Source organism: Marinobacter sp. VGCF2001, from assembly GCF_049943275.1.
GTDB lineage: Bacteria > Pseudomonadota > Gammaproteobacteria > Pseudomonadales > Oleiphilaceae > Marinobacter.
Genome location: NZ_JBNFVX010000019.1, coordinates 16028 through 35876 on the forward strand (window position 1 = coordinate 16028; position 19849 = coordinate 35876).

Sequence of the window (19849 nt, forward strand, 5' to 3'; positions counted from 1 at the left end):
CGATCAATACGTTCCCGATGCCGGGGGTTTCCGATCAATCGGTTTTCGGCGGCTCGGCCTGCAACACATCTGCAGGTACCCGATCGACGCCCCAGCTGCGATAGACTCCATCAATTACGCGCCGGAGTTCGTCATCGTTCACTTTGGCCGGTTCGCCCCGTTCCAGTGGGTCGTAATGGAAAATGTACAGCCGCGAGGTGAACTGCTCGAACGGCAGTGAGGACTCACCAAACCGCTCGCCATAACCGGACGTGCTCACCTGAACACCATCGCCCCAGTTCTGGCCACTGTCGTTGTTGGGGTTGAAGAAATACACTCGCATCTCGCCATCCGGGTCCAACGCCGCCCGCAGAATGGTGATGGCGTGCCAGCCTATAAAACGCGCTGCACTGTCAGTCACCGCAATGCCCGCCGGTTGCGGATGGATCAAAGGCTGATTGCCGTTATAGTAGGGGTGATAGCTGGCGTAAAAATGCCGGATAAACCCCTCGAGATCCGACAGCTTGCCTGTTGCCACATCTACGTTGATGGCGAAGCCCCGGCCGGCGGACCAGCCGTGGAACTCAGGATTGACCCACTTGTGCGGATCGCCCTCGCGGCCCGCAACGAGCCGGCCCATCTCCGCGTAAATCCGGTCCAGGTGCGGCACGACCACGAGCGAAACCGGGTCCAGATCCAGAGTGACCTCCGAAGCGACACCGCCAAGACTCTGGGCGGAAGACACCGGATTGCCTTCGAAATGGATGACGATTTCGTTATCCCGGGCTGCCCAGGCAACCATCTGCAGCAGATAGTCCGGGTCGTTATAAGCCCACATGGACAACGCCCGGGCAGACTGACAGGTCGGGTTATTGCCCTGCCCCACGCCCAGCGGCTGGCCCAGCATATTCAGCACGCCCTGGATCAGCCAGGCACCTGGCTGAGGCTGGTAGCCGTAAGCCAGTTCAAGGCGTTCACGTGCCTCAGGGCACAGCGATAGCCGCGCCTGGCGCCAAAGGCCGGGGGCAACGGGCGGCTGGTAGAGAATGCCCCGTTCGAGCAACAGCGACAAGCCATAAAGGCCCTGGGCCGTCTCCGGATAAACGCCTTCCTCAATCAGGGCATGAACCAGCTCACGGTAGCAAAGCAGGCAGTCTCGCCCGGTGCTGGACAAGCCCAGCGCCTCACTCAGCAGAGTATCCTGGTCCGCCAGAATGTACCGCACGAAGGACGCATGGTACGGCGACACCAGGCCGGTGTCGTGCATCGAGCGGGCAAACCCGGTGGCTTCATTCTGCAGTGCCTGGGCGTCCATGGACTCGAGGCGCTGTTGGTAAACCACAATTCCCGGATCTTCACTGCACGCACGCGTGGGGCCATACAGGCTGGAAATCAATCGGTCAGCGCCGCGACCGGCTCCGCCCAGATCCGCTTGCGGATCAGCGCGGCACAGGGCGATCTGGGTAATCATTTTACGCACATCCGTCACCTGAATCGGACGCTGCTCGACAATGCGCCAGATTTCCTCAATCAGGCTGTCGATCACGTGCTCGTATCCAATGTGCGCTGCGATGTGCTGAACCAGAGCCTGGCTGATCAGTGCAAGACGGCCCTGCTCACGCTCGGCCTCGCCGGTCATTCCGAACAGCAGGCCCAGATTGATCGCCAGAACCTGGGTCAGATAATGATGAGCCTGCTCCACAGACACCGTCGGATGCAGGTAACGTCCGCGGGCCACAGCAAGCAGCCTCAGCTCACTGAACGCTTCGATCACAACGGTGTCTGCGTTCTGGCTTTGCAGTGAATGCGTGGTCAGCGTCGGCAGCAGAATACCGGGCTCCGCCCAGTCCGTGCCGTCGAACACCCCGGCCGCTTCCAGGCGCTGAGCCCGGTCCTCAATGATGCTGCAGCCCTCAGGCTGCAGCAGAACTCTGCGAGCAATATCAAGAACACGCGGAAGTTTGCCGGCTTTGGCAAAAGACCGGCTTTCCTCCAGCAACCGGATCGACTCATCCAGCCGCTGCACCAGACGATCAAGGTTGACCGCTGGTGATGCGTTGCCCGCTTGGTGATCGTTCAAACGATTATCCTCAGGGCCTGGGACCAAACCCGTTGTTGTTAATATCGCTCCTGATTATACATAGAAATCCAGGTCTTCCTGATGTTTCAGGAGATCCCGCATAACGTACGGATCTTCACCGAAGAAATACACCAGCCCCCAATGGGTGCCGAACGCCGTGCGCTTGGTAACGGTTTCCTCCAACGGTGGCGTCAGCTCGTGGGACTCGAAATACTCGTGGTTCTCGGTTTCCTCGGGAATTTCCAGCTTGCTGACCACCCGACGGCGCGGGTACACCCCGAAGCAACCGGCATACCCTGTGGCATCCACCACCTCTTTCGGGAAGAAGGCCTTGACTTCCTCTTCCGTTGTCTTCGGGTCGAAGGTCATGATCATGCCCTGATAGGCGTTAAAGCCGTAGGCACGCTCCAGCAGTTCAAATACCTTGAAACCTGGCGGGCGATAGGCCACTTCGCCGAAGTACATGGTGCTGTCGCTGGTAACAAAGTATTCCGGATGGATAAAGCCGAAATCGATATCAAAGGTTTTGATCAGCTTCTCGATTTCACCTTTGATCTGGTCGCGGTACTTTTCCAGGTCCGGAGTTGCCGGTACGAACACCGAATAACCCAGGGTGACGTATTCGGAGATATTCAGAAAGGCGACCTTGCCGTTGTGAATCCAGGCTTCGACCGCAAATTCCCAGCCGTCGAGGTGCGATTCCATCAGCACGGGAAACTCTTCTTCGGGTATGGTGTCCACTTCATCCGGCGTCCGGATAACCCGGTGCCCGAGGCAGCCCGCCTTATCAAACGCCTTGAGGTGAATCGGGTCGTTGGGGTCACCGTCAAGCTTGAGCAGGGTCTGGTTTACCCGTTTCAGGAACCGGATAACATCGCCCTTGTCGTGCGCCTCTTCAAAAATACCAACGCGGATACCCCCCAGCTGGGCCCGACGCTTCATCAGGGCCTTGTCCCGCAGCAGCATGGCCTGGCCAAACAATTTGGGTTTGTCCATCAACACCGAGTTGATGGCACCCGCCCACTCGACGGTTTCTTCGAACAGGGGGATGGCCACATCCACACCCATATCTTTCAGGGTCTGGGCAATTTCCACCGAGCGGTCGTTCAGGCGCTCGAAATTCCAGGGAACGTAAGGAATGTCGTGTTCTTCGCAGTAGGCCTCGGCCCAGTCCGGTGCAACAACAACGTAGCGACGATCAAACTTGTCGGCCGCTTCCACCGCGTTCAGGCTCCAACCCAACAACGCGACATAGCCCTTATCGGGGTTGTAGTTTTGCTCACTCACAGGCGTTCTCCTTTCCTTAGCGTTTTCATATAACCCTACGCGCAAGCTGTGAAATCGCAAACTCTGCCGCCATTTAAAACGCAAAAAGCACCGGCACTGCAGGGAGCCAGTCCAGCAGTGCCAGTGCCTAACGGTTTTTTTAGAACGATTGGGAATATCAGCCCAGTTTGAGCGCCGACAGCGTCCTGGCGCGCACTTTGGTCAGCAACGCTTCGTCGTCGACCAGAGACTGGCCGTAAGACGGCACCAGCTCTTTCATGCGTGCTTGCCACTCCGGCGTTTTCATTTTCTCCGGGAAGCAGCGCTCAACCACATTGATCATCGCATTGGCGGCCGTCGAGGCGCCTGGCGATGCCCCAAGCAGCGCCGCCAGAGTACCGTCTTTCGCCGCCACGATTTCGGTACCGAACTCCAGCTTGCCGCCACCGCCATCCACCTGCTTGATGATCTGAACGCGCTGGCCTGCCATCCGCAGTTCCCAGTCGTCTTCCTGAGCATCCGGGAAAAAATTCCGAAGCGACTCAACCCGGTCACGATGGGACTGAAACACTTCGCCAATGAGGTACCGGGTCAGGTCCATATTGCTTTTGCTGACAGACAGCATCGGCCGCAGATTCGTCGCCTTCACCGAACCAAACAAATCGAACAGGGAGCCCTGCTTGAGGAATCGGGTGGTGAATCCGGCGAACGGGCCGAACAGCAACGCTGGCTCGCCATTGATAATCCGGGTGTCCAGGTGGGGTACCGACATGGGCGGCGCTCCGATCGGAGCTTTGCCATAGACCTTGGAGTGATGCTGCTGAACAATCTCGGGCTTGCGGCAGACCAGCCACTGGCCACTGACCGGGAACCCCCCATATCCCCTGGCTTCGTCGATACCGGATTTCTGCAGCAGAGGAAGAGCGCCACCGCCGGCACCGAGGAAAACAAAGCCCGCTTCCAGTTTGGTCAGTTCTCCAGTCTTCTGGTTTTTGACCCGGAGCTTCCAGCGCCCGTTATCGCGCTGATCGATGTAATGCACCGGGGAATGTAGCATCAGCTCGAAATTCGGCTGAGTTTCCAGCCAAGCCACCATGCTGCGGGTCAGGGAACCGAAGTCCACATCGGAGCCGTGTTTGATCCGGGTTGCCGCAACCCGCTGCATCGGGTCCCGATTCTGGACGATCAGGGGAATCCATTCTTCGAGATCTTTCGGAGACTCGGTGTATTCCATCTCCCGGAACAGGTGGTGAGCGCTTAACCGTTCGAACCGACGCTTCAGAAAACTGACGTCTTTTTCTCCCCAGACGAAGCTCTGGTGAGGCGTCCGGTTTATAAAAGTCGAAGGCTCCGGCAAGATGCCCTGCTCAACCAGATAGGACCACAGCTGCAGCGACACCTCATATTGGGCATTAATCTGCAACGCCCGCTCAATGGCCACATCGCCATCGTCCGTTTCGGGTGTGTAGTTAAGCTCGCAGTAGCCGGCATGGCCGGTTCCCGCGTTGTTCCATCCGTCTGTGCTTTCATGGGCAACGTGATCAAGACGTTCCACCATGACAATATCCAGAGACGGATCGAGTTGCCTGAGCATCATGCCGAGGGTTGCGCTCATGACGCCCCCTCCGACCAGCACTACATCTGCCTGTCTAACGGCCATCGGTTTTTCACCCTAGCTTAGTGTTGAAACCTTTTGCCACTCCACGATCAGCAAAGTGGCCTGTCGGAAGCCGGCCCGGCGCGAGGTAGACGGCGCTGCCGTGAGCTTCCGGTCTGAAATTGCGCGCAATTATCCCGATTTTCGTAGCAAGAATAAATTGCGATTATCAATTGATGCGTGTCGGCGTGGAGCGCGGCCGGAAACGCCTGCGAACGCGGGCAAATGCCCCGGCACAGCGCCCTCTGTACTTGTGATTTTGCCGAGATTGTCTCCCTTTTTGTTAACAATATCAGCGCCACTTTAGTCTGATACCAATCAGCCAACACAATGGATCATCGGGCTTTCCCGGCATTCCACACCATTGCAATGCTGACCAGGCGCCCCCTTATACGGTATCTTGTGCGCCACAGATTCCGCGCTGCTCCATCAGCCGGTATTTCCAACATCTAGCTTGTTGAGGTTTTTCTATGGTGATGGCCATTGGTGCCGTTATTGCCGGTCTTGTTCTTCTGGTGTGGAGTGCAGACAAATTCGTGGACGGCGCGGCCGCGACTGCCAAGCATCTGGGTATGCCCACCCTGTTAATCGGCATGGTGATTATTGGCTTCGGCACCTCGGCACCGGAACTCGCGGTGTCCGCCATGGCCGCTTCTGACGGCAACCCCGGGCTCGCCCTTGGCAACGGTTACGGCTCCAATATCACCAACATTGCGCTGATTGTCGGCCTTACAGCCATTATCGCGCCCATTGCCGTTCACTCCCAGGTCATCCGGAAGGAGCTGCCCCTACTGGTTGTACTGACCTTGATCGCCGGGGCGCAGCTGCTTGACGGGGAATTGAGCCGGCTGGACGGCTGGGTTCTGCTGGGCGTTTTTGCGGCGGTCATGGGCTGGTCTATCTATCAGGGTATTCGCGGTAAGGGCGATCCACTCGGAGGCGACGCCGATGCGGAAATCGTCGCGCACCCGATGCCTCTGAAAACGGCGGTCATCTGGCTGGTGGTCGGCCTGATTCTGCTGGTAGCCAGCTCCCGCCTGCTGGTTTGGGGAGCCGTCGACATTGCCCAGAGCCTCGGAGTCAGCGACCTCATCATAGGCCTGACCATTGTCGCCATCGGCACATCCCTGCCTGAACTGGCCTCGGCCATTGCCGCGGTGAAAAAGAACGAGCACGATCTTATTCTTGGCAACATTCTGGGCTCCGGTATTTTCAATACCCTGGCGGTGGTGGGGCTTGCCGCCGCGATTCAACCGCTGTCGGTCGACCCGGAGGTACTCTATCGGGACTGGACCCTCATGCTGGGGCTTACCCTTGCCCTGTTATTGATGGGCTTTGGGCTGACGGGATGGCGCAAACTCGTTTCCCGCGTAGACGGCGCCCTGTTGGTGGCGGTCTATTTTGCCTACACCGGCTACCTGTTCTTTACCGTGGTGTCCGCTGCGGCCTGATCGCCGCCGGCGGAGGCGACTACTCGGCCTCGCCGTTGCCAAGCAACGCTTCGAGGCTGCACCGCACATCCGCCATAATAGCGACCAGGTCCTCCTTGCTCTTACCCGCAGTATCAATCGGGGCGCCCACCCGGACATCCACCGGCTGCCCCAGATTGATTTGCCAGCTGCGCGCGGGCAGCACCCGGTAAATGCCGCGGATGGCCACCGGCACGATTACGGCCTGGGTATCCAGTGCAAGATGGAAACAGCCCTTTTTAAAAGGCAGTAATCGGCCGTCCGGAGAGCGGGTCCCTTCCGGGGCCGCCCAAAGTACCACGCCGCTCTCCATCATCTGCCGGGCCTTTTCCAGGTCCTGAACCGCCCGATTGCGGCGACTGCGGTCGATGGACGGAAACTCGGCCGCCCGCATGGCCTGGCCCAGCAATGGAATACTGAACAACTCCTTTTTGGCCAACATCCTGATCGAACCGGGTAAAGATACGAAGCTGACCGGAATATCATAGTGGCTGGCGTGAGTACTCATGATGATGTACCGCCGGCCATCGCTGAAATCCGGCACTTCGCCGCGCACACTGAGGCTGGCTCGCACCAGCCGCAACAGTGCAGCCGACCACTCCCGACAATATTTGTCGACAATCGGCCGGTTCAGCTGACCAAATAGCGCCCGCAACAATACCAGCAGCGAATAAATCACCGTCAGGCCCACCGACCCGAGCACCACGCCCACACGCCGAACAAGTGTGGCGGATTCTGTCAGCGGGCTAAGATTCAGTCTCATCATTCCTCAAATCCTCTATACACAGCGACCAACAAGCACTGGCGGGCGTTGGGCTGACAAGTATAGCGGCTGTATGGAAAGCTGAATACGAACTGAAGCCCGACCGGTAACGGCCTGGTCAGGCCATCACCGATGGAGCGGAGTAGCACCCGTTATTCGCCGATGGGCACCCCGCCCGGACCGGCAAACTACTCGGATTCGTTAAATACCAGGGCTATCGAGTTCAGACAGTAACGCCGGCCAGTGGGTGGCGGGCCGTCGGGGAAGACATGGCCCAGATGACTGTCGCACTTCGGGCAACGCACCTCGGTACGGGCCATGCCCAGGCTATTGTCTTCCAGATAGCGGATATGGTCAGGATCAAACGGCTGGAAAAAGCTGGGCCAGCCGGTGCCGGAATCGAATTTGGCATCAGAACTGAACAAGGGTAAGTCGCACAACCGGCAGTAGTAGGTCCCGGCTTTTTTGTTGTCCAGTAACGTGCCACAGAACGGCCGTTCGGTTCCATGGTCGAGCAAAACCCGGCGCTCCTCGGCCGTTAACTGCCCGGCGAGCGCATCGACCTCTGCTTTGGTCAATGGAGTCAGGTCATAACCTGCTGCAGATACGGTCATTGTCGCCTCCTCAGGCCTGATCGGGATCGTCTTGGCTGTATTCCGGCTTTAGCTTCTCAGGCCAGGTATTGGCCAGCTTTTCCATCTTGGGCGCCGCCACTGCCATGATGTAGGGCTGCCACGGGTTGCGGGCCGCAAAATTCTGATGATGTGCCTCGGCCGGGTAAAACTCATCGAGAGGCTCCAACGTCGTGACAATTTTACCCTGGTGCACGCCGGCCGTTTCCAGCTGCCGAATATAAGCGTCGGCAACGGCTCGCTGTTCCGGCGTCTCGTAAAAAATGGCCGAGCGGTACTGGGTACCGACATCATTTCCCTGGCGGTTGAGCTGTGTCGGATCATGAGCCACCGAAAAGAACACCTTCAAAAGCTGACCGAAACTGACTGTCGAGGGCTGATAACGCACCTCGATAACCTCAGCGTGGCCGGTTTTCCCGGTGCACACCGCCTCGTAATTCGCCGTCTCGGCCTCGCCTCCGGCATAGCCGGAGGTCACACTGCTCACGCCATCCACGGCCAGAAAGACCGCCTCGATACACCAGAAGCAGCCACCAGCCAGCACCAGGCGGGCTTCGCCGATCTCCTCCGGCAGATCTTGTTCCGGATCCGGAAAACGGCCCCGGGGCACACTCAGCCCGGGCAGGTTACAGGCATCGGACATGGAAGCACTCCCTACGTTATACATCGTCGAATGATGTCTGATTGTGGCGTCTGGGACATGAAATGCCAAATCAGGACTGGTAATTTGCACTACCCCGGACAGCGACCATACTTAAAACAGGAGCCAGCCATAAGGTTCCGCTCGGCATCAGGGATACCAGCATGACCGCAAGGGTTCGCGCACCAGAAAGCCAGGAAGAACTCCTCCAATACCGCCTGAGCCTGCGGCTTGGCCCCGTTCACGCCCGACAGCGGCTGGGCATTGAACAGGAAACCGAGGCCCGGGTGTTCGGCCGCGACCGCCATTCGTTCCACCTGGAGAACCTGACCAACGCGCCCGGGTTGATCCGCTTCTGCCTGCAAACCGTGGGACTGCTGCGCCGGGCCCAGTCCAACAGTCTGAAACTGAGAACGGCGCACAACCAGGTAGTACTGGCCGATCTTCCCGGTGTTTTCGAAGGCTACCGCATCCTCCATTTAACCGACTTGCACGTGGATATGGACGAGGCCAACCTTCAGGCAGTTATACGACAGATCGCACCACTGGATTACGACCTCTGCGTGCTCACCGGTGATTACCGGCAACGCACCTGGGGCCCGATCGACAACGCCCTGGACGGCATGGCCCGGCTGCGCGAGGCCATCCACGGCGACGCCTACGCGGTGCTGGGCAATCACGACAGCGTGCGGATGGTGCCGGCACTTGAAGACATGGGCTATCGGTTGCTGATGAATGAAATGGTGCCGCTGGAACGGGGCGACAGTCGTTTATACCTGGCCGGGGTCGACGACGCCCACTACTATAAGGTCCATAATCTGCACCGGGCCGGAGACAACATACCGGCAGGCGCACTTAGCCTGCTGCTCAGCCACACGCCGGAGATCTGGCGTGAAGCGGCCCATGCCGGCTACGATCTATTCCTGTGTGGCCATACTCATGGCGGGCAAATCTGCCTGCCAGGAGGCATCCCGTTAACCCTCGATTCCGATTGCCCCAGGCGTTTGGGCCGGGGCGCCTGGCAGGTCAACGGTATGCAGGGTTATACCTCCGCCGGCGCGGGGACATCGGTATTGAACGTTCGCCTGAACTGTCCGCCGGAAGTAACCATTCACACACTCACCAGTGGGCCTGCTGGCTAGGCTCAGTGCGGCTGTTTGCGAATCCCCAGGCGGTAAAGCAGCGGTGAAAACAGCATATTGGACAGTGCGAACAGAAGGGCAATTGCCCCGGCTTCCCAGCCCGGCAACTCCAGCCAGTACCAGGCGAACAGCATGGGCAACAGGGCTTCGGGCAGTTGATCCAGCCAAACGGCCCGCGCGCTGGAGACCAACCCCATCCGGCGCTTGATAAAGCTGCTGAGCATATCCCCCAGCAGGGCCAGCCCTCCAAACAGCGCGCCAAACAGCCACCACAACCCGGTCCAGAAGGCGAACAGGGCGCAGGCGAGCGTTCCTGAGACCAAACCGCGCCAGGTTTTGCTAGGCCCCAATACAAACTCACCGTCCCGCCATTGCCGCCCCCCATCGATGGGCCAGTTACCGTGCTGATGAAACAGCTTTGCCACAATCACCGGAGCTCCGTTAGCCAGCACCAGCATCACGAACAATTCAAGAGACAGCAGCACGCAAGTCACCAAGCATTCAGGTCAGCCCGCCGCGGGTCAGTTTGAGCGGGTCCATCAAGTCTTCCAGCCGATCCCGGCTCAAGCCGCTGCGCTCCTCAGCAACATCAATCACCGGCCGACCAGAACGGTAGGCTTCTTTGGCAATGTCCGACGCCAGGGCATAACCGATTTCCGGATTCAGGGCCGTCACCAGAACCGGGTTCCGGCCTACGCCGGCATTCAGGTTATCGGCATTGACGGTCATGCCCTGCAGGGCTTTGTCGGCCAGCAGGCCAGAGGCATTGGCCAGTAATCCACACATATCCAGCAAGTTCGCGCCAACCAGCGGCAACATCACGTTGAGCTGAAAGTTACCCGACTGCCCGGCCATCGCAACCGCCGTGTCCAGCCCGGTCACCTGGGCCCCAACCATGGCAACAGACTCCGGAATCACCGGATTGACCTTGCCCGGCATAATGCTGCTACCCGGCTGAAGTGCCGGCAGGCTGATTTCCGCCAGCCCATGGATCGGCCCGCTGTTCATCCAGCGAAGATCATTCGCCATTTTGGTGAGCACGGCGCCGGTACCGCGAAACTGTGCCGACAAAGCCATCGGCGCATCCACCGCACTCTGGGCCACGAATTTGTGCTCCAGCGAACGGAACGGGTAACCGGTATTCTGCCGGAGAAACTTCACGAACTGGCCGGAAAACTCAGAGGCCGCATTGACTCCGGTACCCACGGCCGTGCCGCCCTGGGGTAACCCGCCCAGATCCTCCATGGCCCGCTCCAGGCGCTGCTCCGTCGCGATCAGCTGCTCTCGCCAGGTACGCAATTCCTGGCCAAGAGTCACGGGCATGGCATCCATCAGGTGGGTACGGCCGGTTTTTACCTGGCCCGACAACTCAGCCTCTCGGCCATAGATCACTCCGCGCAGGTGCGACAAGGCCGGAAGCAGCCGGGTCTTCACCGCCAACACCGAACTGATGTGGATCGCCGTGGGGATAACATCGTTAGAGCTCTGGCTCATGTTCACATGATCGTTCGGGTGCACCTCCAGGCCCTGCCGGCGGGCCAGCGCGGCAATCACCTCGTTTACGTTCATGTTGGTACTGGTGCCGGAACCGGTCTGATAACGGTCCACCGGGAACTGGTCCGCATACTGGCCCTCCAGCAACCGGTCACAGGCCGCACAAATGGCGTCCCTCAGATCCTCCGCCAACAGGCCCAAAGAGGCGTTGGCCTGAGCCGCCGCCCGCTTGACCTGAACAACGGCAGCAATGAATTCGGGCGGCATCGCCTGCCCGCTCACCGGAAAGTTATCCACCGCCCGCTGAGTCTGAGCCCCCCAGAGAGCATCCGATGGAACCCGCACCTCGCCCAGGCTGTCTTTCTCGATTCTCACGTCAGTCACCACACCCTCCTCAAGCGTTTCTCCATGGCTTCCCACAGCAACCGTCAGTTGCCGTTACCGTGGGACCTCAGGCGAACATGGTCGCAGATGCCGGTTACCTGCTCAAAATTGAGAATCAGGGTATGCACGGTGTTGGTGTAGGTATCGTGCAAATGAAATTTGAACCGGCTCTGTTTCTCACCCTGCAGGAAGCCATCGTACTGGCGTACCAGTTCCCGGACATCACCACCGGAATCCTGATTCCAGGTGGCATTGAACGGCCCCAGCACTGCGCCGCCGGCAAGGCAGATTGTGACTTCATGATTGGTCAGATTGTCTTGCGTGGTCATCACCGCTTCCTCCTGAAAACATCCAGCTTTAAGTGTAGTCGCTCTCCGGCCTTGATCCCGGTCGATTGCCAAAGTCGTCACAGAAGCAAGCATTAACCGCCACCCGAGCGGCGTTTTGTAGGAAAATCTTACGCAACTTGCCGACACAGACTGATAACGTCTCTTACCGCTATCGATATCAAGGAACGACCGTAGCCATGGGCGACTTCCACTCACCAACCGTTTTACTCCGCTATTACAGCGAACAGGCAAAGCAGGCTTTTGAAGGGTTTTTTGAACGGGACTTCTCGATCCGCGCTTTTGATTCGGATGATTCCGCGCTCCACTATCTTGACTCAGCAGAGGCCTCGCCAGCGGCCGTCGTGGTCACCGGGTGCCCATCATCGGTGGCGGTTCATTCCCATCTGCTACTGGCGGCGAAACAGCAGCATTCGCGCCTGCTCAAGGTTCTGATTACCGAGCGCATTGCCCTGAACGAGTTGATGGCGTTACTCGACACCCAGATGATTGATCGCTGCTTCGACCAACCCCTGGACCCAAACCTGATCCGTTCGCATCTGATCGCCGCAGCCCTGACCGGTGCGGAACTGTCCCGCCAGGCCCAGCCGCCGCTGGCAGCCAGCGGACCGCCGGAACCGAGACCGGCGGTACTCATCGTTGATGACGAGCCGGCCGCCACCAAATACCTGATACGCCAGCTCGAGCATCTACAGGATGAATTCACACTGCTGTGCGCCGACAGTGCCGAAGACGCCCTGGAATACCTCAGAACCCCGGATTTACCCGTGGCCGTGGTGATGACAGATCAACGTATGCCGGGAATGCAAGGCAAAGAGCTGCTGGATGAATTGCGACAATCCCATCCGGCGGTTGTCCGCATTCTCACCTCGGCGTGGGGAGAGGTAGACGTGGCCCTGAATGCCGTGAACGAGGGCCGCATTTTTCGCTACCAGAAAAAGCCCTGGCAGGCGCAGACCCTGCTTCTGCTGTTCCGGGAAGCCATAGCGCGCCACCGGCAACTGGCATCCGCACTGAACCACACCCGGAGCGAAACCCGCAAGCGCTTTGCCGAACTCCGCCTGCAGCGGCGTGAGCGTCTGCTGGATCAGCTGCAATCTGATCTCGACACCCTCGTCCCGTTTCGCATTCTGAATGCCTTTCTCGACACCCTGGCCGGCATAGAGCACGTGCCGGCCGCCAAAGCCCACCTGCGAGCCAGCCAGGACACGCAACTGGAATCCGAACTCGTTCGCCAGTTCGGCGAGCAGGTGCAACAACAGGTTGGGCGTATAAGCCAGGGGCAGGCGCCAGTGCCGATCACAACCTTTCTGGACGGCAGCCATCCAGAACAGCCAGCGACGCACCACCAGACTGGCACTGCTGCGGAACGGCTCGGGCAGGCACTGAACACGTTGCTTCGCACCTCCGGGCTCGACTGGAACCACCTGGAGATCACCGAGACCCGGCTACAGCGGAATATCACGACCCCGGCACCACTCAGGATTTTCAGTCATCTCCTGGCGCCACTCACGCGGCTCTCGACCCCCTTACTGGAACAGCAGGTCGCCCTCCTGATGGTATTCGTAACCACCAGCCTGCTGGGGGGAGATGTCACCACAAGCGTGCAAGGCCAGTCCCTGCGCCTGAACATTATCCTGCCAGCACCCCCGGGGCCGGGCGCGTGACCCTCCCCCGCCAGCGCAGACTCCGACTGTTCGCCACCGTCGGCCATCGCCTGTTCCGCGACAGCCTGCTGTTTCAGCTACTTCACCATGACGACATCGAGCTGGTGGGCGAATGCGAAAGCGGAGTCGAGACCCTGCAACGCCTGCCCGGCGTCCGCCCCGGCGTGCTGTTGATTGAAGAGAATCTGAGCGACAACGACGGGCTGACCATTGCCGAAAATGCCCTCAGCCTGTCCCCTTCACTCTCAGTGCTGCTGCTCTCGGACACCCCCGTGAACAGCACCCGCATGGCGATTTATCTGGAGGCCGGCATCAAGGCCGTTATCTCCAAACAGCAATCGGTCCAGGAACTGATCAAAACCCTGTTCTACATTCGCAGCGGGCAGGTCTATCTCGGCAACTGGCAGTCAACACGCGACCAGGCCCAAACAAGCCTGTCTGCCTATCAGGCTCTGTCGGGGCGCGAGCGGGAAGTGGCCCGGTTGATGGCGAGGCGGGTGCCGGTTCGTGACATCGCAGAGGAGCTTGGCGTGTCCTGCAAGACCGTGCACTCCTACAAGGACCGGATATTCGTGAAGCTCGGGTTTGAACGACTCCCAGAGCTGATCCTGTTTATGCAACGACACCACCAGCGGACATTATCATGAACCTGCTATCCGGCATGGAGCAGATCAAACAGCTGCCTGCCGATCGCCAAAGGCGCTTCGAGCGTTTTTTTCGCACCCAGTACCGGCACCGGGTACTTCCGCTGTTTGCCGATGTCTACCTGGCCATCGCCTTTATTGGCACGCTGCTATTTCTCGCCGGCCAACTCAGGCACCCGGTCGAGGCCGGGGTTCTTGCCGGCTACGGGCTTTACACCGTCATACTGACCACGCTCATTCTGGCCCACCGCTTTACCCGGTTAAGGCGCGCTGCGCCAATGATTGTCTACCTTGTATTCATTAACATGGCGGCGTTCAGTTATCTCGGCTATGTCGGATCGGGCGCGGCCATCGCGCCGATTGTCGGGCTGTTCTTTTTCATCAGTTCGGTGGGCATCATCACGCTGTCGCTGACACACACCAGTATCATCCTGGCCGTCAACCTGGTTCTGCTGGTACTGGCCACCGGTGTCGCCGTGCCCGGGGATCAGCTAATCACCGCTCTGGTCGGCGTTCTCACCAACTGGCTGATTCTGATGTGCCTGGTGGTTGCGCCCCTGTCGGCCTGGTTCTTTTCACAATTTCTGCGCAGCCTGCTGGCATTGCAGTTTCTGCTGCGAGACCGCAACCGGCAGCTCTCCCGCACCCTGCAGACGCTGGAGGCTACCGAAGACAAACTCGCCCGGGAGCAGAAACATCAGGCCCTGAGCCATATGGCCAAGGGACTGCTGCACGAAATCACCAACCCGCTGAACTGCGCCATACAGGCGGTGGACTTCTCCGCCACAATCAACCGCAATCCGGACGTTGCCGAAGCACTGGACGATGCTGCAACACATCAGCACAGAATTGCCGAGATCGTATCCGACCTGATCGAATTCTCCCGCCCGGCGCCGGACCACGGGCCAGAGCCGGCAAACCTGGATAAACTGGTGCACAAGGCGCTGCGATTCTGCCGGCACCAGCTGCAAGACGCTGAAGTGACCATCCGGATTCCTGATGGGCTCTCTGTCGCCTGCTTCCCCTCCGCCCTGATTCAGGTGTTCGTCAACTTGCTGATGAACGCGTCGTCGGCCATCCGCGCAGCCCGGCCCACTTCCCCGAAAATCCGGATAACGGCAGAATTAACCGCCGCCAATACCCGCATCGTCATTCGCGATAACGGCAAAGGCATTGAACATGGCGACCTGCTGCGCCTGACCGACCCCTTTTACTCCACCCGCGAAACCCCCGACAACCTGGGGCTGGGCCTGAGCATCTGCCACACCATCATGCGCCATCACCGTGGAACCATGGCCATCACCAGCGAACCGGGCCAGTGGACCGATGTTGTTCTGGAATTGCCCCGGCGGCCGGAGACAAGCGCCAGCCAACCTCGTCAACCGGCTCAGAAATAGTAAAGCACCCGCAGCGTGGCGGCGTTGCCCTCAGGATCCGGCGACAGGGTATTGCCACTGATCTCCGGTAGCAGATAGCTGAGCCGAACCTGAAGATCGTTGCCAAAAGCATAATTCAGGCCCAGGTTGGCGACACTGGCCTTCGCACCAATACCGCGATCACGCAGGTCAACAGCACTGTAGCGGGCAACCAGCTACCAGGCTCCGCGACCGGCCTGCGGTTTGACCCGTTTGAATTCACCACTCCGGTAACGGCGCCGATCATCAGTCAGTAACCAGCCCAGCTGAACGTAGCCGCCGGTAAACCGCCACCACTGGCCGCCTTCCTGGCGGATCTCCTGTGCCATGGCTTCAGCCATCAGCGTGAAGCGATGGAATTGCCAACCCGCCTCCAGCCCCGCACGCCGGCTTTCACGGGCGCTGAAGCGAACGCTTCGGACCACATTGTCGGCGCTGAAGACCTCCGCCTCGTCCTTGATCTGGAATCGCGGTTCAGATAATTGCCGCCAAGACGCCGCCAAGCCGAAATGAACCACCTGTTGATCGGTACGAACAGGAGCTCGAGTTACCCTGGCCGTCGCCCCCGGATCATTCCCCGGCTGCCGATCATCCGTAAATACGCCCAGCGCCCAGGTTGACGACTTTTGATACTGCCCAACCATCATGCCCAACGACCGGCCAGGGGCGAAGACCGAGGTGACCATTGAGCGTTCCCCGGTGCTCAAGCTGGCATAACTGGTGAGCCTTTCCAGCCCGAACGGCTCCTTGAACTGGCCCACGCGCACCAGCCATCGGGCATCGCCCGTGTACTGAATATAGGCATCACCCAATTCCGACTCTTTTTTATCTCCCTCAATCTTGTAGCTGCCATCAATCTCCGCCTCCCACGACTCTCCCCAGGCCAGTTCCAGCTGCAGCTTGGCGTTGCGCAGAACGCCGCGTGTGGTCGCCTCTTCACCCTCTTCGCTATGGAAGGCGCGGTAATGATCAACCCCGGCGGCAAAATAGCCGCCAACGTCGGCGGTGAACGCCGGCTCTGTGCTGTCCGCCCGCACCCCGGCGGCGATCACCCACAGAATGACGAGCATGACCAGGCTGCCGGCTTGCTTAATCATGCGGTACCTCCAGGCGATAATGCATACGCAACATGGCGGTGTCCCGCAGATAGCTGATGGATACGACGTCCACCCGGAACACATCCAGCCCCGTGCGCTCCCTGAGATCGGCAATCAAGGCTGCCTGTTGTTGCCGGTGCACGTTCTCGATCTTTTCGTATTCCACCTCCTTCTCACCGTGTCGTGGCAACAGGATGCGGGTCTCGAGCACAACCGCCAGGGCGATGACCAGCCCGTTCAGTAGCACCAGCTCCAGGTGGTGCATGGTTCCAACCGCCGCCAGCAAGGCCATCGCGATTACCAGGAACAGGTAGGTCATCTCCTTGATACCCAGCGCCTCGGTGCGATAGCGCAGCATCGAAAACACCGCAAACAGGCCAAAGGCGAACCCCATGGTGACCGTCACCGAGTGCAGCAACGCGGTGACCAGAAAGACGCCAACGCCAAACAGGATGAACGACGCGGCATTCTCCCGATGACGGGAATACCGGTAATAACAGCGGATCAGTACCAGTACCGAAGCTGCATTGATCAGCAGCCGGATGACAAAATGGAGGTCAACTGCAGATTCCATGAACGCTCCTCAACAGCGGTTTAAAGCGATTACTTTTCAGGTGTTCGCCATTCAGCAGGACCCGCCCAACACAGTATTTGCTGAAGGTCACTGGCCGATAGCCAAGGCCGGCCAGTCTCGCCATCAAAGGCGAGTCTGAGCCTTTCCGGTCGTACTTGATTTCCAGAATCGCAAGCCCGGGCAGCGGCACGGCGCGTTGGCAGTCAGGTGACTCGAATACCAGCCGGGTATCCACGGTCACCCGCTCAAGACCGTCTCGCCGGAGCAGCGTCATCCGGTCATACCGAACAAAAAGAGCCGGCTGCATCCCTGCCGCCGGAAGGCCGAATTGCCCGGAAAGAAACCTCTTGATGGCTCGCAGGTCAGGCCGACCCGCAGGTAATGACAACCGGCTTTTGAGGGTGCGTTGCCGGTTGCACTTCTTCTTGACCTCAAGAAAACTTTCCCCGGTTTGCCGGTAATGGCGTATGCGAAGCTTGAACCGGTTGAGCTTGCCGTTGTGATGATCCAGGTACAGCCGGTTGTCCGGTGTATCCAGATACAGGGTGTCGTAAGGGAAGCTGCGGGTACCGTGAATCTCGAGCATCGAATACTCGGGCTCCAGCCCCCGCAGACACTGGCCAAGCTCAGCCACCGGCACCATAAACTTGGTATCGATACGGTCCATTAACGGGGCCCGCGTTTGCTCTGCCAGAGAGTGCCCGGCAAAACCTGCTGCCGGGCTCCATACCGCCATATTCATGGCTGTTGAGCCACATACTCCAGAGTGGCATCCAGCGAGAGCGACACATCCCCGGCGTCGCCACCGGTACCCACGCTGCTCAGGCTGATCTGGCCGGTGGCGCCCAGCGCAAGGGTGCGAACATCGCCCGGCAGGCTCTCATCCACCTCAAAGAGCAGAGCATTGGTGGCAAACCCATGAAAATCGTGGGTTCCAGGCACATAGTCAGACGATTCAATGAACACCTGGAGTACGTAAGGCTTATACCTATCTGCAGCATCTACACCGATCATCAGAAGACTGACAACCGCCGGCTTGGATTCCCGGTCGACGGAAGTCACCAGGCTGTCCGCGCCAAAGGCGGCCAGGGTCAGACTGGCACTGACATCGCGCCCGCCTGGCAAGGTGAAGTTGAACGCGCCCCGGTCATTGCCATCCCGGGAGCTGATGGTACCGGTCAGGGCTGTGGTCGCCGGCGCACTGCAATCCGGCTCCTGATCCGCAAGCAGTGACACGGTGCCAGACGTTGCATCTGCGGCCATCGCCTGTTCGAGAACCTCCCGGCGGGCCGGCTGGTAATCGCTCTGGCCCGGCTCGCCCTTGCCGAGGATGAAATACCTCAGGCTGGCCGTCGCGCCCTCACCGGTGCCGGTCAATTCGCTGATGGCGGCCAGACGCTCTGTCAGGGCCACCTCATCCCACTGCGTGGCCAGCAGCTCTTCCAACGCCTGGTCGTATTCCGAGCGGTATTCCGGTATCGCAAACAGGCGTTCGGCCAGTCGGAAATTACGATAGAAAACACCGGTTAATGGCTTAAGCGGATGGTCCCCCCGAAAGGCCGTGTCGGCGCCCCAGGGAATAAAATGGAACAAGCCGTCTTCCGGGTTGCGGTAAAGATGGAAATTATTGGCGTTTCCGGTGGCCGAGTCCCAGGCTCCCAGCAGGGTCTCTACCGCCCAGAAACGAATAAATTCCTCCACATCAACCAACTGGGGCAACACGTTCATCATTTGCTCATCGGGCAAGGCCAACGCGTCTGCCACGGCCTGAAGGTCGCTCCGGTCATTCTCTTTTTCGTTCGTTTTCTTCTCGAAGCGGCGGTTGAGCCAGGTGCCGAAATCGGCCGTTTGCGCCTCGTACTGATTCCCCTCGTCATTGCCGAAGGCCCGCCTCAAAAACGGCTTTTTGATCGGCTCCACATTGGTGAAAACGCCAAGGGATTCACCATTGACAGTAACTCTGGCGTAGTTGCACCGGGGAGCAGCGATACCGGCCGCGCGGAACTGGTCATAGGCCAGGCATTGGCGGGCATTGGAGGGGTCCTGGCGATTGTTGTTCAGAGTCATCCGGCTGGAATTCTGATAGGTACGGCCTTTTTTCAGGTCGTTGAAATCCAGTTTCAGAGAGGGAATGCTCGGGCTCAGGGATCCCATGTATCCCTTTTTGCGCACGATAACGTCATCCATCGATTCACCATCGATGGTTACCCTGGCGGTAAATTCGGTGTAATCGAATTCCGGTGTGCACTCGCGGTCGGTACTCGCCAGCGTTCGCGCCTCGGCTCGCAACTGGGCGAAGTCCCCGGCAGACATTTGGATATCTACCTCCAGCAACCGGTCCGGGGCGTAGAGGTCGGCGCTGCCGCCGATGTTTACCGGATCAACCGGGGCATCAAAGTCTGAGGGATCGGAGGAGTCGGAGCCCCCGCCACCGCAGCCCTGAATGGCCAGGAACACGGCGCCCGCCAACAACCAGCGAAAAGTGCCGGCAAGTGGTTTGTTTCCCGTCGTTCTTGTTTTCATGTATCACTCCCTGAATGGCATTCTTATGACCGGAACCTGGCCGGCTTCAGGGAGTATTGCGGGGAGCGCTCCAGGA

At 59.3% G+C, this 19849-nt stretch carries 17 protein-coding genes and 1 pseudogene; 5 read left to right on the forward strand and 13 right to left on the reverse strand.

The features are described 5' to 3' along the window. Positions 1 to 34: 34 nt before the first annotated feature. From ACP2AU_RS14935 to mqo, 3 genes are all read right to left on the reverse strand, one after another. Positions 35 to 2059, reverse strand: coding sequence for a hypothetical protein (locus tag ACP2AU_RS14935; RefSeq protein WP_426377015.1), 2025 nt, complete (start codon positions 2057 to 2059; stop codon positions 35 to 37). Positions 2060 to 2113: 54 nt separating this feature from the next. Continuing rightward, complete coding sequence (locus ACP2AU_RS14940; RefSeq protein ID WP_426377016.1) at positions 2114 to 3346, reverse strand: ATP-grasp domain-containing protein; 1233 nt, start codon at positions 3344 to 3346, stop codon at positions 2114 to 2116. A gap of 157 nt (positions 3347 to 3503) precedes the next feature. Beyond that, complete coding sequence (gene mqo, locus ACP2AU_RS14945) at positions 3504 to 4985, reverse strand: malate dehydrogenase (quinone) (RefSeq protein ID WP_426377017.1); 1482 nt, start codon at positions 4983 to 4985, stop codon at positions 3504 to 3506. Between the two features lie 467 nt (positions 4986 to 5452). Between mqo and ACP2AU_RS14950 the strand changes: the two genes are divergently transcribed. Next, positions 5453 to 6433: a calcium/sodium antiporter gene (locus ACP2AU_RS14950; RefSeq protein ID WP_426377018.1), complete on the forward strand. Its 981-nt coding sequence runs from the start codon at positions 5453 to 5455 to the stop codon at positions 6431 to 6433. A gap of 19 nt (positions 6434 to 6452) precedes the next feature. Here ACP2AU_RS14950 and ACP2AU_RS14955 read toward each other — a convergent pair whose 3' ends face one another. The 3 genes from ACP2AU_RS14955 to msrA form a co-directional block, all read right to left on the reverse strand. Then, the gene (locus ACP2AU_RS14955; RefSeq protein ID WP_426377019.1) at positions 6453 to 7217 is read right to left on the reverse strand and encodes a lysophospholipid acyltransferase family protein; all 765 of its coding nucleotides are present in this window, start codon (positions 7215 to 7217) and stop codon (positions 6453 to 6455) included. A gap of 185 nt (positions 7218 to 7402) precedes the next feature. Further along, positions 7403 to 7828: a peptide-methionine (R)-S-oxide reductase MsrB gene (gene msrB / locus ACP2AU_RS14960; protein ID WP_426377020.1), complete on the reverse strand. Its 426-nt coding sequence runs from the start codon at positions 7826 to 7828 to the stop codon at positions 7403 to 7405. 10 nt (positions 7829 to 7838) lie between these two features. After that, positions 7839 to 8489 carry a peptide-methionine (S)-S-oxide reductase MsrA gene (gene msrA, locus ACP2AU_RS14965; RefSeq protein WP_426377021.1) on the reverse strand — a complete coding sequence of 217 codons (651 nt, stop codon included), beginning with the start codon at positions 8487 to 8489 and terminating at the stop codon, positions 7839 to 7841. A 161-nt stretch (positions 8490 to 8650) separates the two neighbouring features. Between msrA and ACP2AU_RS14970 the strand changes: the two genes are divergently transcribed. Beyond that, on the forward strand, positions 8651 to 9628 hold the full coding sequence (locus ACP2AU_RS14970) for a metallophosphoesterase (RefSeq protein WP_426377022.1): 978 nt from the start codon (positions 8651 to 8653) through the stop codon (positions 9626 to 9628). Positions 9629 to 9630: 2 nt separating this feature from the next. Here the strand turns inward: ACP2AU_RS14970 and ACP2AU_RS14975 are convergent, their stop codons facing one another. From ACP2AU_RS14975 to ACP2AU_RS14985, 3 genes are read right to left on the reverse strand one after another with little or no spacing between them, the layout of a single operon-like run. Then, a complete protein-coding gene (locus ACP2AU_RS14975; RefSeq protein ID WP_426377023.1) occupies positions 9631 to 10113 on the reverse strand; it encodes a CDP-archaeol synthase in 483 nt (160 codons plus the stop codon). A 16-nt stretch (positions 10114 to 10129) separates the two neighbouring features. Continuing rightward, positions 10130 to 11506, reverse strand: a complete 1377-nt coding sequence (locus ACP2AU_RS14980) for a class II fumarate hydratase (RefSeq protein ID WP_426377024.1) — start codon at positions 11504 to 11506, stop codon at positions 10130 to 10132. 44 nt (positions 11507 to 11550) lie between these two features. After that, positions 11551 to 11835, reverse strand: a complete 285-nt coding sequence (locus ACP2AU_RS14985) for a hypothetical protein (protein ID WP_426377025.1) — start codon at positions 11833 to 11835, stop codon at positions 11551 to 11553. Positions 11836 to 11972: 137 nt separating this feature from the next. Between ACP2AU_RS14985 and ACP2AU_RS14990 the strand changes: the two genes are divergently transcribed. The 3 genes from ACP2AU_RS14990 to ACP2AU_RS15000 are packed head-to-tail and all read left to right on the forward strand — an operon-like array spanning position 11973 to position 15561. Then, on the forward strand, positions 11973 to 13520 hold the full coding sequence (locus ACP2AU_RS14990) for a response regulator (protein WP_426377026.1): 1548 nt from the start codon (positions 11973 to 11975) through the stop codon (positions 13518 to 13520). Then, positions 13517 to 14167, forward strand: a complete 651-nt coding sequence (locus ACP2AU_RS14995; RefSeq protein WP_426377027.1) for a LuxR C-terminal-related transcriptional regulator — start codon at positions 13517 to 13519, stop codon at positions 14165 to 14167. The genes ACP2AU_RS14990 and ACP2AU_RS14995 overlap by 4 nt, the downstream gene beginning before the upstream one ends. Beyond that, the gene (locus tag ACP2AU_RS15000) at positions 14164 to 15561 is read left to right on the forward strand and encodes a sensor histidine kinase (RefSeq protein WP_426377028.1); all 1398 of its coding nucleotides are present in this window, start codon (positions 14164 to 14166) and stop codon (positions 15559 to 15561) included. The genes ACP2AU_RS14995 and ACP2AU_RS15000 overlap by 4 nt, the downstream gene beginning before the upstream one ends. On the opposite strand, the pseudogene ACP2AU_RS15005 reads toward ACP2AU_RS15000, so the two are convergent. From ACP2AU_RS15005 to ACP2AU_RS15020, 4 genes and pseudogenes are all read right to left on the reverse strand, one after another. Further along, positions 15552 to 16760 (reverse strand): annotated as a pseudogene (locus tag ACP2AU_RS15005) (OprO/OprP family phosphate-selective porin). The gene ACP2AU_RS15000 and the pseudogene ACP2AU_RS15005 overlap by 10 nt on opposite strands. Then, entirely contained in the window at positions 16669 to 17250 is a 582-nt protein-coding gene (locus tag ACP2AU_RS15010; RefSeq protein ID WP_426377029.1) for a DUF4956 domain-containing protein, read from the reverse strand. Before ACP2AU_RS15010 ends, ACP2AU_RS15005 begins: the two are co-directional and overlap by 92 nt. Beyond that, complete coding sequence (locus ACP2AU_RS15015) at positions 17234 to 17992, reverse strand: polyphosphate polymerase domain-containing protein (protein ID WP_426377030.1); 759 nt, start codon at positions 17990 to 17992, stop codon at positions 17234 to 17236. The genes ACP2AU_RS15010 and ACP2AU_RS15015 overlap by 17 nt, the downstream gene beginning before the upstream one ends. Then, a complete protein-coding gene (locus ACP2AU_RS15020) occupies positions 17989 to 19773 on the reverse strand; it encodes a CotH kinase family protein (RefSeq protein ID WP_426377031.1) in 1785 nt (594 codons plus the stop codon). The genes ACP2AU_RS15015 and ACP2AU_RS15020 overlap by 4 nt, the downstream gene beginning before the upstream one ends. Positions 19774 to 19849: the final 76 nt, after the last annotated feature.